Here is a 14798-nt window from a genome sequence, read left to right as displayed (position 1 = left end):
TCAGATTTGATTATTTGTGTTGTTGATATTTATATAATCTTATTTCGGCACAAGTATCGTACCATGCCCAAAAGAAAGATAATAATAGCCCGTAAAAACCATCTTTATAACCTTTACTTTTGATAAAGCAGGAATAAAAAGCCTTGAGTGGACGTTTTGCTATTCCTTTTCTGGATGCAATAAAACCCATAAAGTTTCTTGATTCTCCCTCTTTCTCTAAATATCGTAGATGCTTTTCTCTCAGCTGGGAGAAGTTAATCATCCAGTAATGATGATCTACATTTTCTCCATTGTATGGAATCCAATAGGGCTCATATGGAGGCAATACAGTTCTGCCAGCATGAACAATTCCGGTCATACGGCATTTATCCTTGTGGAATAAGAGCATGCGTGAGTGAACACCGCCCCAGCGGGTTCCCTTTAACGGATGATTTTTGTAATAATAAATACATGGTACAAGAACCGCGCCAATATTATCAGGGATTCCATTATTAAAATGTTCTATAATTTCGTTTTGGAGAACAGGGCTAACCTGTTCATCGGGATCGATGATTAATATCCAATCATATTTTGTTTTATGATATAGTTCTTCGTGTATTATCTCAACCATTGGAACTCTCTCGTGCTCTATTATCTTCACTCCCAGCTTCTCGGCTACCTGTTTCGAGTTGTCCTTGGATTCTAAGTCAACATAGGTAATATCTTCACAGAACGATATGGATTTGAGACAATTTCCCAAAAGATATCCTTCATTACAACCTGTAATAATAGCACTAATGGGGAGTTTTTTATATTTATTATTATTTACCATATTTGCCAATCTACATCTAAACTAATACACTTTCCTTGTGTTGTCCTCATTCCTAAGAACATGCCGGGATTAGATCCGAATGTTCCTATAAAACATTGACTGAGACTTAAAATATCCAATGAAGCAAAAAGGTTAATATGTGAATCTCTTATCACTGCTTTATCTCCTCGCTTAAAGTTTGCGTGATTATAACCAATTTCAGTTTCTTTACATAACGTATAAATATTCCATTGTGGATATTTTTCCCTTATTTCAGATATTACCCTGTAGTCATCGGTCAATATAAATGCATTTTTCTTAAAAGTCTCCTCTATCTTCTGAAAGTATGCAGATATATCTATTAATTCTTGCTCTACAACCTTATCTCCTCTTCGTATATGAAAACCAATGTATTCGTCAGGTAGGTTTAATGAATTAATTTTATCCTTAATCAATGTTTTTACAATTGGATTATATTCCCACGTTATATTAATAAGTGACCTGCATGCATCTCTTAAAGAACTATCCTTAATACCTAGTTCAGGTATATTATAGACTTTCTTTTCATGCTCTCTGTCTCTGATAAGGAGCCACAAGTCCTGAGTAAAAAAATCTATTCCATGAATGAGTTTATGAAATCTTATTTTGAGTTTATCTTTTTTATTTAATTTTTGCCGAAAAAACTCATAATCTCTAAAATTGTACTTCTTATTGAAATCATCCGATATTTCGTCACAAAAAGGTAAAAAGTAATCAGTCCATCCTTTTTCGTAACCAAAGTTTGCATCTTTAGAATACAGAACAAATTGTATCTTTTCAGTTAAGCAATATAACATAGCCAGTATCATATTGTTATATTCTGAAAAAAAACCGGCGTCGAATCCCAGATGAAAAACTAATTTTTTTTTAAATGACTTATTTAATATGTAATATTGCTGTTTTAGACAGGTTTCTTCCATTACACTACATCAATAAAACTACGTTCCACTTTATTAAATACCCACGAGCCAAGTACTAATACGATTATCGTAATTACAAAGCTGTATCCCAGCCAGAACCAATCGAATGTACCTGCTCCCATAAAACCGTATCTCAATGTTTCCACAATCGAGGTCAGCGGGTTTAACTGGATAATCCACATGTACTCTTCATATTTTTCTTTCATTACAGAGAGAGGGTAGATTACCGGTGTTACATACATCCACAATCCGGTAACAAAACCAAATAGAATTGCCATATCTCTGTATTTTGTTGTTACAGAGGATATTATAATTCCAAATCCTAGTCCCAGTCCGGCCATCATCAAAACCAGAAGCGGGAAAAGTAATATATAAAGGTTTGGTTGGATATTAGCTCCTGCATTCAGAAAATAGAAATAAACTGCCAAAAACAGTATTAACTGAATGGCCAACCTTACCAGATTGGAAATTACACTTGATATAGGTACTACTAGCCGGGGAAAATATACTTTGCTAAAGACCCCTGCATTTCCGAGGAATGTACCCGACGCTTTTCCCATACAATCGGAAAAATAAGACCAGCACAGTATGCCGGACAGGTAAAACAAAGCTTGAGGCAGTCCATCGGTAGGTATCTGGGCTATATTACCAAATACGAACATATACATAACAGTGGTAAATAGAGGTTGTATAATAAACCATAAAGGACCAAGTACTGTCTGCTTATATATAGTTACAATATCCCGGCGGACATACATTTGCAGCAAATCGCGATATTGCCAGACCTCTTTAAGATTGAGGGAAAAATTACTTCCACGCGGTTTTATTTCTATATCCCAGTGCTCTTTTTCTGCTTCCATTTATGTGTTATATGATTATATATTCGTTTGTGTAATTATTTAAACGTACAAAGATAGATATTTTTCATTTAACAAAACGTTAAATAAAAAACAACTATAATAAAAAACCTGTATGAGTTATTATTCTCATACAGGCTTGTAAATCTTAACTGTTACTGTATTATTTTTTTACAGCGTTAGCTAGAGAATCAGCAGCAGCTTGAGCAACAGCAGCGATAGAGTCTGCAGTAGCTTTTGCCTGAGCTTCAACAGCAGCAGCTGCTTCTACAGCAGCGATAGAGTCAGCAGTAGCTTTAGCTTTAGCTTCTTCAGCAGCCTTATTACCACATGATGCGAATGAGATTGCTACAACAGCAACAGCAAATAAAACTAATTTTTTCATTTTCTTTTCTATTAAAACTTAAACGGTAAATGTATTTGAGTTATATTTCTGATAACACGGTGCAAATATATACATATTTCTTTAGATGTTGTATAACACAATTATGTTTTTTTTAGTTCTTTTTTTAATTTTTTCTTAAGAACTGTGGCTATTGTCTCTTAAAAACAGCATAAACATCTAATTATCATACAGATATCTTTTTATACTTTTTTTAGGAGTTTTCTCAAACTCGCTTGGATATATCTGTATGGCCGAAATATTTTCGTACGATGCCAGCATTTTGTTTAGGTTTTGCCTGTTTTGTTCCATAATGGCCGACAACATACCATGTTCCACTTGTGCAGCATCCATGGTCTCATAATCGGGATGTGTCAGCGCGACTAGCTTTCCATTACGTTCTACCACAAGGCTTTCCATCACAAAAGGCATATTGTTCAGTCTCGATTCTATTTCTTCAGGGAAAATGTTCTGTCCGTTTGGTCCTAGCAGCATTGTCTTGCTGCGTCCTCTGATGAAAATCGTATTGTTTTTGTCAATTGTACCCAAGTCACCGGTTCTCAGCCAGCCATCTTCGGTAAAAGCCGCTTTCGTCGCTTCCTCATTTTTATAATACCCCTTCATTACGTTTTCTCCCCTCACCTGTATTTCTCCAACAGTATTGTAGGGATCTTCCGAATCGATACGTACCTCCATTATATTGTCCAGCACCCTTCCGCACGAAGTAGGTATAAAATCATAATTATGTTCGTATGAAATAAGTGGCGCGCACTCAGTCATTCCGTAACCGACTGTAAATGGGAACTTTATTTTATGTAAGAAAGCTTCAACCTCACTGTTTAATGCAGCCCCGCCGATAATTACCTCATGGAAGTTTCCTCCCAGAGCATCCATCATACCCTTTCTTATTTTTGCATATATCTGATCCCTTACAATCGGTATCTTGAGAGCCATTTTTATAGCAGGCTTTTCTATTTTGGGTAAAATCGCCTTTTTATATATTTTCTCGATAACCAATGGTACTGAGATGATAAGGTGCGGTTTGATTTGCGCAAATGCCTCAGCCAGAATTTTGGGAGAAGGGGCTTTGCCTAACAATGTCGTATGCGAGCCTTCCGTCAGTGAGTAAAGGAATTCAAACGCGCATCCGTAAGCATGTGCCAAAGGCAGGAAAGATACGATGTCTTGCCCTCGAAAGAGGAGTTTCAGGTAGTTTGCATGAGTTATATTACCTGCTAGGTTATTTGCCGTAAGCATCACACCCTTGCTAAAACCTGTTGTCCCGGATGTATAGTTGATAAGCACTACTTCCGAATTATCAACCTTGGCATATTTTATATCATCCTGGGTATATCCGCCAGGATATTTCTTATTCATTTTATCATCTAAAGACTCTACTATAGATGTAAATTTTTCACCTTTCTGTTCATACAGGCATTTAAAGCCGAAATCATTAATGGAGAATGCTCCTCTGACACCCGGTATATGGTCTTCATCCAGCGAATCCCAAATGCCGGTGCTGGTAAACAGCAGCTTCGATTCGGAGTGATTTATGATGTGCTGTATATTATCTGCGTGAAAATCCTGAAGAATAGGAACTATAACCGCTCCATAAGTAAGTACAGCCAGATATGTTGTACACCACGGTATATTATTCTTACCTGTAAGCGCGATTTTATCCCCTTTCTGTATATGTGCTTCTTCTAGCAGGATGTGTATCCGTGCTATCTCACGGGCAAGGTCTTTATAATATAATGTCTTCTTTTCTGAGTAATCCGAAAGGCCTTTCAAGTCCCAGTTATACTTAAAACTATCTTCATATAAGGTAATTAGATTTTTATCAATCATGATTCTTGCTCATTTTTGGTGAATTTGTGCAAAAATATATAGTATCATTATAATCTACAACTATTTTATAGGTAAAATTTGCAGTAATTGTGTAATTTTGTACTCTTTTTATACAATTATAAGACATTTGCTTTTGTATAGAATAAGTTATGTGTCTAAATATTATTAAGTTAGATTCTACAATTATATAATGATAGATAATTCGATATTTGAAAATAAAAAAGCTGCATACCTAACCTTAGGGTGCAAGCTCAATTTTGCCGAAACATCAGCCATTGGCCGTCAACTATCTCAGGTCGGCGTACGCAGGGCAAGAGCCGGGGAAACTGCGGATATATGCGTGATAAACACCTGCTCGGTAACCGAATTTGCCGATAAGAAGTGCAGGCAGGCTGTGCGTAAGCTGATAAAAGAAAATCCCGGAGCCTATGTTATCGTGACCGGATGTTACGCGCAGCTAAAACCCGAAGACATAGCCGGAATCAAAGGTGTAGACATCGTTTTGGGTGCAGAGCAGAAGCTAGACGTTATCGCGTATCTCGACGAACTGAAGAAAAAAGATAAGGGAGTAGTACATACCTCTAAAACGAATAAAATAAAGACCTTTGTTCCTTCCTGCTCTCAGGATGACCGTACCCGTTATTTCCTCAAAGTACAGGACGGTTGTGATTATTTCTGTTCGTTCTGCACAATCCCTTTTGCTAGAGGGCGCAGCCGCAACGGTACGATAGAAAGTATGGTAGAACAGGCTCGTGAAGTGGCGGCAAAGGGAGGAAAGGAAATTGTCCTTACCGGAGTAAACATCGGCGACTTTGGAAGAACTACCGGCGAAACGTTCTATGACCTTATCAAAGCACTGGACGAAGTAGAGGGAATCGAACGCTACCGCATATCATCGATAGAACCGAACCTGCTCACTGATGAGATTATAGAGTTTGTAGCCCATTCGAAAAGGTTTGCGCCTCATTTCCATATCCCGTTGCAATCCGGTTCGGATGCCGTGCTCAAATTGATGCGCCGACGTTACGATACAGCCTTATTCAGGCATAAGGTAGAAAAGATACGGTCTGTTATGCCCGACGCCTTTATTGGTGTGGATGTAATCGTGGGCACAAGGGGAGAGACTGACGAATATTTCGAAGAAGCAAGGCTGTTTCTTGAAAGCCTGGACTTTTCGCAGTTGCATGTCTTTACATATTCCGAACGTCCCAATACTCAGGCGCTAAAGATAGATCATGAGGTAGACCCGAAGACAAAGCACGCCCGTTGCAAGACTTTGCTCGACTTGTCGGACAACAAACTGCAGGCATTTTATAAGTCGCAGCAAGGTACACGGCACAAAGTCTTGTTTGAGCATACCCAGCATGACAATGTAATGTACGGCTTCACTGAAAATTATGTAAAAGTGGAAACTCCATACCATATCAGTAAGGCAAATGAAATAAAAATGATAACTTTAGGCGATTTTAATATAGTAAAAACCGCTCTTACCGAAATCTGAAAAATGAACAAAATATTGTATTATATACTTTACACATGGATGTATCTGCATGCCTTGCTGCCATTCGGTGTCTTGTATATATTTTCGGATGTGCTCTACTTCTTGGTATATAAGGTTATCGGCTACAGGCTGAAGGTTGTGCGAGCCAACCTGAAAAACAGTTTCCCCGACAAAACGAAAGAAGAGCTGCTTACCGTTGAGAGAGCATTCTACCATCATTTCTGTGACTACTTTGTGGAGACATTAAAGCTTTTGCACATTTCGGATGAGGAAATGAAGCGGCGAATGGTCTTTGAGAATGTCGAGCAGATCAGGGATTTGATGAAGGAGGGCAACTCTGTACTGATGTTCCTTGGCCACTATTGTAATTGGGAATGGATTCCGTCAATCACAATGGATTTCAGAAAAGAAGGAGATGAGAATAAAATATTGGGACAGATCTACAAACCCCTGCGTAATAAAGCCGTGGATGACCTGTTCCTGAAAATACGCAGCCGTTTTGGTTCGTTAGGTATTGCAAAAAATGATACGTTACGCGCTATCGTGAGGCTCCGGAAGGAGAAGAAGCAGACATTAATCGGCTTTATGGCCGATCAGACGCCTTCTCTGAATAATATCCACTATTGGTCTACTTTCCTGAATCAGGATTCGCCTGTTTTTACCGGAGTTGAACGGATAGCCAAACAAACTGGGTTCGCTGTGATTTACCTTGATATGCAGAAGCAGAGTAGAGGACATTATAAGGCAACCGTAAGGTTGATAACCGATAAGCCACAGGAAGAACCTGAAAACCGTATAACGGAAACGTATATACGGGCAATGGAGAAGACCATATTGCGCAACCCCGCATATTGGTTATGGACTCACAAAAGATGGAAATGGACTCGTGAGAAAGTGGAATTAGCCCAACATAAATGAAAAAAACAGCTATCGTTATCCTTAACTGGAACGGAAAGAAACTCTTAGAAGAATTTTTACCTTCTGTCGTACAATACACTACACACCCCGAAGTAGAGATTGTAGTAGCGGATAACGGTTCAACCGATAATTCTATAAGCTTCCTGAAAGAGGTGTATCCGCAAATAACGTTGATTACCTTGCCCGAAAATTATGGCTTTGCTGACGGCTACAACAGAGCCTTGAAAAGTGTACAGTCCGAATACTTTGTCATACTCAACTCTGATGTTGAGGTAACAGAAAACTGGCTTTCTCCGGCGGTCGACTTTCTGAACAGGAATATGGATGTAGTAGCAGTACAGCCCAAAATACTGGCTCAGCGCAATAAGGACAGTTTTGAGTATGCAGGAGCATCCGGCGGCTTTATCGACAAATACGGCTACCCGTTTTGCCGTGGGCGTATCTTCCAGAAAGTAGAGACTGACAAGCATCAATATGACGCGCCCATCGATATACTGTGGGCTACAGGCGCATGCCTTATTATCCGTTCCAAAGAGTTCTTTGAGGCCGGAGGATTCGATTCGTCCTTCTTTGCACACATGGAAGAAATAGATTTGTGCTGGCGGCTAAACAGCAGGGGAAAACGTATTGTTTGCCTGCCATCTTCGGTGGTGTACCATGTGGGGGCTGCCACACTGAAAAAGGAGAATCCCCGGAAGACATTCCTCAACTTCAGGAACAACCTGATTATGCTATATAAAAACCTGCCTCAGCAACACCTTAAACGGGTAATGACTATCCGGCTCATACTTGATTATATCGCCGCCTTTCAGTTTGCCATCACAGGGAAATATGCGAATGCAAAGGAGGTAATCCACGCCCACAAAGATTTCTATGATAACCGCAGGGTGTATAGGGCTGTGAGGCAGGAGAACCTGCAAAAGACTGTTCAGGCCTATCCGCCAACCATCTATCCTAAAAGCATTCTGGCAGCCTATTACCTTAAGGGTATCCGGCTCTTTTCTAAGTTGCAGTATTTCAATTAGCCGGTTTGATTCTTTTAAAACTATTTTTTGCGTAAGCTTCCTTTTTTCTTGTATATTTGAAGCATATTTGCGCAACAGAACCCGATGAGAAGAATTGTATTTGCCTTTTGTTTATTCATGCTGTTTTCCGCTGCCTTAGGCGCGCAGGAAAAACAGGAAACATATATAGATATGGCAGTTATCTATCATGGGGATACTATTGCCGTAATGAATCTGAAACCGGTATATGTCTTTGCTCAGCTGAAATTCAAGAATGAAAAACAAAGGCAGGAGTATTCCAAACTGGTACGTGACGTAAGGATCGCCTATCCTTATTCGAAAATGATTACAGCAGCCATCGTGGAAACTTACGAATATATGCAGACCCTGCCTACCGAGAAGGCGAAGGAAAAATATATGGATGACGTGCAGAAGTTCATGATGGAAGAGTACAAGCCGAAGATGAAAAAGATGACAAAGAATCAGGGGAAAATACTGATAAAACTGATTGACCGCCAATCCAATACCTCTTCTTACAATATAGTGAAGGCACTTGTCGGCAGTTTCAAGGCCGGCGTTTACAACGCCTTTGCCGGACTGTTTGGTAATAGCCTCAAGACCGAGTATGACCCCGAAGGCAAAGATGCGGCGATAGAAGCCATCGTTGTGCAACTGGAGCAGGGAACCCTCGACTATTATTACTCTGTCAATTACCACGGAAGATAAGTAATCTTATTTTGCCAGATTATCACGGCAAGACTTAACAGCTTCTCTTGCACCGAATTTCTTAGGAGCGACAGTATCGAAAAAATCCAACCGTTTCTGTTTCGACCAATGTGTACGCTGCAGAATATTTTGCAGATTATATACCGATGCCGCGTTTTCCTTACACTCCAAAAACTTCAATATAACCTCCTCTTCAATTTCATAACCAAGGATATAGAAGGCGTGGATATAAAGTTCGCTTTGCCCGTTATGCTTTTTCTCCCGTTTTATGAAATAATCGCATAGTTGTTGCCTGAGTTGTTCATTTTGAACAGGATATGGAATTATCTCCACCAGCATTTCATCAAAAGCGTCATACAATACACCACCACGGTTATATGCCTGTAATGTGACAGATGGCTTCTCTTGCTGAGGGGTGGAAGTGAGGAGCGAAAACCATTCTTCGTAGAGATTCCCAAAAAGTGGTTTGTTGCGGGAAATTCGTGTATCCACTTCCCCGTATTTGTATTGTCCCCAGAATAATAAGGCCTGATGGCGTTGCTCTTTTTCATTGAAATAGAGTGCCCCAAGCGTATCATATATATATGTGGCGCTTTCGTTGTTGCTCAGGTGCTTGTGAAACTCATCGAATACATTTTTAGCAGGTAATACCAACAATGCTTTCATAAAAACGGGGGATAGCCAGTTTGCCTGATATGTGGCATATAATTCATCGGCCAGCTTTATCAGCCTGTCGTCCGGATTGTACAATATCGACATGGATAATATGGCAGGGAATATTTTCTTCTTATCTTCCCGCGAAATGCTGAAAAAGCGTAAATAGTCATTGATAATCAACGCTTCCGTGTTTTCATTAATGGTAAACGTTGAGAACTTATCGCTATTTTGGGCTGTAAGTGTATACACTTCCTGCATTTTTCCGCTTGCTTTTCCAAGCATCAGGGATATGTATGTTTTGAGATTCTCTAATTCGGCAGAAGTTAGGGTATAATCATCCGGTTTTTCGAAAAGTGCAGACAGGAAACTGTATATCTCATTAGCGATAACATCCGAAACCGAATCGGCAGTTGACTCCATCAGTATTTTTTCTCCTTTAGTCTTACTCTTTAAGAGCTTTTTCCATAGGGGGATTGCCGGAGTATAATCAAACCGGGCTAAAGCCATCATTGCTGCCTGTTTACAATTCCCTTTTTCTGTGTTCGACAAGGTAAACAGTGTTTCTGCATTCTTTATATCAGTTCCCAGTGCTGTGATAGCCTGTACTCTTTTCTCTCCTTTTGGCGGTAATGTGTTTAAATCCATAATGATTCTCTAATGTTTATGCAAAATCGGAATCCAAATATAACAGATAAAACTCTGAATAAAAAGTAACACTGGACTCTTAGTTCTTTAAAGATATTACTTTGTTGATAATCAATAGGCATTTCACATAGTACATGACAAAAAATATATATTATTATTCTAACCCTTCCCCCTTCGGGTACTTCAATTACATTAGCCGTTTTACATACGCTTCGCTCCTGTGAACGTTGTTTGTCGTGACTAGGCATAACATAAGTACATGACAAAATTTTATATCCTGCTGTAGGGGCATCCCCTTGTGGGTGCCCGTAAATGATGACAAGCGGGCAGGGACAAGCCACTGCCCCTACATCGTCTCCAAATCGTGTTTGAATAATTTTTGTCATGTACTGTGAGGCATAACATAAAATAAATTTTAGCTCTGCTCTCGCTACTTAAAACGTTCCCTTTATCAAAAGGGAAGAATGCCTGACGGATCAAAAGGCATCTGTCTTCGCTTCTCCTCTCCTTTTGGGGAGGGCCGGGGTGGGGTCGGGAGTGCCCACAGGGCGAGGGGTTGAACCATAATATTCTATTTTTTGTCATGTACTTAGGACTTTTATTAAAAAGTGACAATATCATTGGCTGATAAACAAAAACTACCTACTTTTGTATTATACAGATGCAAAGCGTTGCATATAAATTGAAATGTTACTTTAAAGTTTATTCTGTTCTCTAGAAAACTGGTAATTTTTAAGAACGAAACAGATATACGATAAAGTTCATGCTATATCGGCGTGGGCTTGGCGTTGCTGTTCGTTTGGGTATACCAGTACCTCTAGAGGCAGTGATGTCTAAGTTCCACGCTCTTTTTTTACCTCACATGAAAGCAACCTTAAAACCGAAGCACTTAACTACACCGTTATTGATCAATGGATTAATGATAGTAGCATTACTGATATATACGATTTTCCAACCAAACATATCGCCCTTCGTTTGTCTGATTTTTTTCGGGTATATGCCCCAATGTTGTTAAGTTAAGGCTTTCAGCCCTGTTTTTTGACATGTTTGCTCTATTACTATGTGAAAAACGAAGTTTCTCAACAAAGAATCCTGTATCACATCCATATTTTTAACATTTTGATTGGCTGATAAACAAAAACTACCTACTTTTGTTATCAGAAATACAGGGCTAAATGTAGCCTAGTTTAAAATATAACATTAGCGTTTAATTCATTCTTCCTGTTGAAAGACTGGTAATTTTTTAAAGGAAAGGAGAATGATAATTGAAACGCTCATGCCTTAAGGCGTGGGCTTGTCATTATCGTTTCCTTGGTATACCAGTGCCTCAACAGCGATTTTGATGAGTTCCACGCTCTTTTTTTACCTCACATGAAAGCAACCTTAAAACCGAAGCGCTTAACTACACCGTTATTGATCAATGGATTAATGATAGTAGCATTACTGATATATACGATTTTCCAACCAAACATATCTTTACATTACACTATTATGCTCATAATGAGTTTCCTAATCATTGTGTTCATAATCAATCTGCTTTTCTGGGCGTGGCTCGATAATAAAGAAAGCGAGACACGCCGGAAAGCATTATTAGACAGTTGTAAAGCTTTAGAGGAAAATTTTAAAGACCTGCTTATCAAACAGGATTTCAGAATAATGATACAGAATCATTATATGAAAGTATACGGGAGTATTATAGATGAAGCTTTAGATTAAATTCCGCCATAGGCATTTTGTTAAAAAGTGACAAAAGTAACACCTTTCCGGGTCTTTTTTAGTGTTACTTTTTCATTGTAATAATGCAATACGCCCCTACATTAAAAATATGACAACAAATATTATAAGCGACTTGGCTGCGCTGAATATCATTTCAAAGAACCCTTTATATAAGACAATTTTATAATAATTCCATTAATCGAACAGGGGCAGGATTAACCTGCCCCAAAAAAGAAAACCTCGTATGGCACAGGTTACAAACGTATGCCGATACGAGGTTATTTAGAAATTTTTTATCCCTTGATATAATTTACGATCCAGTCGCCTACCTGCGATGTGGAATGAACCTTTCCTTCTTTCAGCGAAATATCTTCGGTAACCACTCCCGCGTCCATAGAGGCAGTCACTGCTTTGCGTATTGTCTCGGCTTCTTCTTTCAGTTCGAACGCGTATTCGAACATCATGGCTGCCGACAGTATAGTTGCCAGCGGATTGGCTATATTCTTCCCCGCAGCCTGCGGATACGAACCATGTATAGGCTCAAACACAGATGTGTGGATACCGATAGACGCCGATGGCAACATACCGAGCGAACCTGTAATTACAGAGGCTTCGTCAGTAAGAATATCTCCGAACAGGTTCTCTGTTACAAGTACATCGAAGCGTTTCGGCCATTGTATAATCTGCATGGCGGCGTTGTCTACAAACATATATTCGGTTTCCACATCAGGGTACTGTTTTTCTATTTCCTGCGCCACTTGTCTCCACAGGCGGGAGGTAGCAAGTACATTCGCCTTATCTACCACGGTCACTTTCTTACGGCGCATCTTCGCATATTTATACGAAAGATGAAGTATGCGTTCTACCTCCTCGCGTGTATATACACAGGTGTCATAGGCTGTATCGCCATCCTCGCTGCGGCCTTGCGGACGACCGAAGTACATGCCGCCGGTAAGTTCGCGCACACACATAAAATCAGCGCCATCCACCAAGTCGGAACGAAGTGGAGATTTGTGTATCAATGTAGGGAAAGTACTTACCGGACGGAGGTTAGCATACAAACCCAGTTTTTTGCGCATAGCCAGAAGCCCTTGCTCGGGACGTACCTTTGCCGAAGGGTTATTGTCGTACTTCGGGTCTCCTATAGCTCCGAACAATACAGCGTCGGACAACATACACAATTCGTGTGTACCGTCAGGGTAAGGATTCCCTACCTGATCGATAGCCGACGCCCCTACAATTCCATACTCGTAAGTCAGTTCATGGCCGAATTTTTCGCAAACGGCTTCTGTTACTCTCAATGCCTGTTCGATTATCTCAGGTCCTATTCCATCTCCCGGAAGTACTGCAATGTTTAATTTCATGTAATTATGTTATTTATTAGTAATATTTTCACTTCTTTACTTTTCTATTTTGTATCGTCCCATGCGGGACTTGGTTCCAGCCTTAAAACTTATATTTTTATGATGCTCTTGTTGATTCATAACGTATCTTACTATCATATCTTTATCTTTCAAGTTGCAGGATAATGCTGCATATCCTTCTCCCCATGCCCTAAAATTTTCAAAACCTTCGTTTGCTTTAATAATCTTGCTCGAAGAGGCTTTAAATCCCCCATATATCCTGATATAGAAACTTTATCCGTTCATCTGTTGGTAATGTATTTTCACTTTTGTATGTACGAATAATAGCATGAATAAGCAACTGCACATAACTCATTATAACATAGTCCTTTTAGTAAACAGCTCGTGCCGTCTCATGTGGAACTTTATACATTTCATCAGTTTTCGCTATTTTTATTTAAATTCTTTTTACTGTATTTTCCTAAAAAGAGCACCTGCGTTACTTTAAACTTATTAAAGATATAATACATCAAATAAGGAATAATGGTTATCAGCACTATCGCGGGTGGCGATTTTATCTCGAAATATTTTCTGAGCAGCGCGTAAACAGGCAAATGGAATGCCATTATTACAAGGGATGCTTTCCCGAATCCGGATAGTATCCGGGTTAAAATATTGTTCTTCGTTACGAAAACGGAAATAACCCTAAGCATATTGATACAGACGATACCACAGACAAGTGTGACTACCGGGACCCCGTAACCATTCAGCATCATATTAAATGTATTCTGCGGGAAAAGCAGTAGGCTCAGAAAGGACAGGATGCCCCCGATAACAAACCAGACCGCATATTTATCCAGATTAATCTGCCGGAAAAGAAAGCCGATATGATATATGGGGATTGCCATCAAAGCTATATTCGCGCCCCAGTATAGCCAGAAGTCGGGAAAGCAGACACTGTTGATATAACCTGCTACCAGTAGTGCAATAACAATAATATGTACTATCTGAGGCTTAAAGCGGGTTTGGATAAAATTGTACAATACCTGCACTATAAACAAACAGGTAATAAACCACATAGCCACAAATACATTATCGATAATTTCCCTGAGGAGCCGCCCCCCCATCAGATAATAGGTAATGTCTATCCTGATATAGTCGGGAGAATAGTCGCGGGGGAAATAAATGAGGAAGAAGACAGCGTAAACAAGAACGAATACGGAAAAATAGGGAACGATTAGGTTCCTGAACTTTTTTACGATATAAGCCCCGTTGCGTTGTTCTTTCTTATATAAAAACCCGCTGATATAAAAAAACAACGGCATGTGGAAAAGATATATAATTTTATGCGCAAGCATTTGTGTAGAAAAGATATGCCCCATAACGACACACCCTATGCCAATGCCTTTTGCAATATCGATCCATTCTATGCGCTCTTCTTTCATCTGCACT

Annotated in this window: 13 protein-coding genes; 5 read left to right on the top strand and 8 right to left on the bottom strand. The window is 39.5% G+C overall.

The annotated features are described in order from the left end of the window. Positions 1-10: 10 nt before the first annotated feature. From D0T84_RS09930 to D0T84_RS09910, 5 genes are all read right to left on the bottom strand, one after another. Positions 11-811: a glycosyltransferase gene (locus D0T84_RS09930; protein ID WP_163307729.1), complete on the bottom strand. Its 801-nt coding sequence runs from the start codon at positions 809-811 to the stop codon at positions 11-13. After that, positions 805-1638: a hypothetical protein gene (locus D0T84_RS09925; protein ID WP_163307728.1), complete on the bottom strand. Its 834-nt coding sequence runs from the start codon at positions 1636-1638 to the stop codon at positions 805-807. The genes D0T84_RS09930 and D0T84_RS09925 overlap by 7 nt, the downstream gene beginning before the upstream one ends. A 110-nt stretch (positions 1639-1748) precedes the next feature. Beyond that, entirely contained in the window at positions 1749-2609 is an 861-nt protein-coding gene (locus D0T84_RS09920) for an ABC transporter permease (RefSeq protein WP_163307727.1), read from the bottom strand. Between the two features lie 160 nt (positions 2610-2769). Continuing rightward, entirely contained in the window at positions 2770-2991 is a 222-nt protein-coding gene (locus D0T84_RS09915) for a hypothetical protein (protein ID WP_163307726.1), read from the bottom strand. Between the two features lie 177 nt (positions 2992-3168). Continuing rightward, complete coding sequence (locus D0T84_RS09910) at positions 3169-4836, bottom strand: AMP-binding protein (RefSeq protein ID WP_163307725.1); 1668 nt, start codon at positions 4834-4836, stop codon at positions 3169-3171. Positions 4837-5026: 190 nt separating this feature from the next. Here D0T84_RS09910 and mtaB point away from each other — a divergent pair, with 190 nt between their 5' ends. The 4 genes from mtaB to D0T84_RS09890 all read left to right on the top strand — a co-directional run bounded on the left by mtaB (position 5027) and on the right by D0T84_RS09890 (position 8985). After that, complete coding sequence (gene mtaB, locus D0T84_RS09905) at positions 5027-6337, top strand: tRNA (N(6)-L-threonylcarbamoyladenosine(37)-C(2))-methylthiotransferase MtaB (protein WP_163307724.1); 1311 nt, start codon at positions 5027-5029, stop codon at positions 6335-6337. A gap of 3 nt (positions 6338-6340) precedes the next feature. Further along, the gene (locus D0T84_RS09900; RefSeq protein WP_163307723.1) at positions 6341-7255 is read left to right on the top strand and encodes a lysophospholipid acyltransferase family protein; all 915 of its coding nucleotides are present in this window, start codon (positions 6341-6343) and stop codon (positions 7253-7255) included. Further along, positions 7252-8280, top strand: coding sequence for a glycosyltransferase family 2 protein (locus D0T84_RS09895; protein WP_163307722.1), 1029 nt, complete (start codon positions 7252-7254; stop codon positions 8278-8280). The genes D0T84_RS09900 and D0T84_RS09895 overlap by 4 nt, the downstream gene beginning before the upstream one ends. An 84-nt stretch (positions 8281-8364) precedes the next feature. After that, positions 8365-8985, top strand: coding sequence for a DUF4294 domain-containing protein (locus D0T84_RS09890; protein WP_163307721.1), 621 nt, complete (start codon positions 8365-8367; stop codon positions 8983-8985). Between the two features lie 6 nt (positions 8986-8991). Here the strand turns inward: D0T84_RS09890 and D0T84_RS09885 are convergent, their stop codons facing one another. Further along, the gene (locus D0T84_RS09885) at positions 8992-10287 is read right to left on the bottom strand and encodes a hypothetical protein (protein WP_163307720.1); all 1296 of its coding nucleotides are present in this window, start codon (positions 10285-10287) and stop codon (positions 8992-8994) included. Between the two features lie 1371 nt (positions 10288-11658). Between D0T84_RS09885 and D0T84_RS09880 the strand changes: the two genes are divergently transcribed. Then, positions 11659-12003 (top strand): hypothetical protein, encoded by a 345-nt coding sequence (locus D0T84_RS09880; RefSeq protein ID WP_163307719.1) that lies wholly within the window; start codon positions 11659-11661, stop codon positions 12001-12003. 293 nt (positions 12004-12296) lie between these two features. On the opposite strand, the gene leuB is transcribed toward D0T84_RS09880, so the two are convergent. Both leuB and D0T84_RS09870 read right to left on the bottom strand, forming a co-directional pair. After that, the gene (gene leuB / locus D0T84_RS09875; RefSeq protein WP_163307718.1) at positions 12297-13367 is read right to left on the bottom strand and encodes a 3-isopropylmalate dehydrogenase; all 1071 of its coding nucleotides are present in this window, start codon (positions 13365-13367) and stop codon (positions 12297-12299) included. Between the two features lie 416 nt (positions 13368-13783). Then, the gene (locus tag D0T84_RS09870; protein ID WP_163307717.1) at positions 13784-14791 is read right to left on the bottom strand and encodes an acyltransferase family protein; all 1008 of its coding nucleotides are present in this window, start codon (positions 14789-14791) and stop codon (positions 13784-13786) included. Positions 14792-14798 lie beyond the last annotated feature (7 nt).

The organism is Dysgonomonas sp. 521, assembly GCF_010501055.1.
Classification (GTDB): domain Bacteria; phylum Bacteroidota; class Bacteroidia; order Bacteroidales; family Dysgonomonadaceae; genus Dysgonomonas.
This window is presented reverse-complemented; position numbering and strand designations above follow the sequence as displayed.

Bases quoted from the DNA above. Each gene is read 5' to 3' on its own strand.
- D0T84_RS09880 (WP_163307719.1), top strand. From the start codon at position 11,659: ATGAAAGCAACCTTAAAACCGAAGCGCTTAACTACACCGTTATTGATC.
- mtaB (WP_163307724.1), top strand. From the start codon at position 5,027: ATGATAGATAATTCGATATTTGAAAATAAAAAAGCTGCATACCTAACC.
- D0T84_RS09915 (WP_163307726.1), bottom strand. From the start codon at position 2,991: ATGAAAAAATTAGTTTTATTTGCTGTTGCTGTTGTAGCAATCTCATTC.
- D0T84_RS09895 (WP_163307722.1), top strand. From the start codon at position 7,252: ATGAAAAAAACAGCTATCGTTATCCTTAACTGGAACGGAAAGAAACTC.
- D0T84_RS09930 (WP_163307729.1), bottom strand. From the start codon at position 811: ATGGTAAATAATAATAAATATAAAAAACTCCCCATTAGTGCTATTATT.
- D0T84_RS09900 (WP_163307723.1), top strand. From the start codon at position 6,341: ATGAACAAAATATTGTATTATATACTTTACACATGGATGTATCTGCAT.
- D0T84_RS09890 (WP_163307721.1), top strand. From the start codon at position 8,365: ATGAGAAGAATTGTATTTGCCTTTTGTTTATTCATGCTGTTTTCCGCT.
- leuB (WP_163307718.1), bottom strand. From the start codon at position 13,367: ATGAAATTAAACATTGCAGTACTTCCGGGAGATGGAATAGGACCTGAG.
- D0T84_RS09925 (WP_163307728.1), bottom strand. From the start codon at position 1,638: ATGATACTGGCTATGTTATATTGCTTAACTGAAAAGATACAATTTGTT.
- D0T84_RS09910 (WP_163307725.1), bottom strand. From the start codon at position 4,836: ATGATTGATAAAAATCTAATTACCTTATATGAAGATAGTTTTAAGTAT.
- D0T84_RS09870 (WP_163307717.1), bottom strand. From the start codon at position 14,791: ATGAAAGAAGAGCGCATAGAATGGATCGATATTGCAAAAGGCATTGGC.
- D0T84_RS09920 (WP_163307727.1), bottom strand. From the start codon at position 2,609: ATGGAAGCAGAAAAAGAGCACTGGGATATAGAAATAAAACCGCGTGGA.
- D0T84_RS09885 (WP_163307720.1), bottom strand. From the start codon at position 10,287: ATGGATTTAAACACATTACCGCCAAAAGGAGAGAAAAGAGTACAGGCT.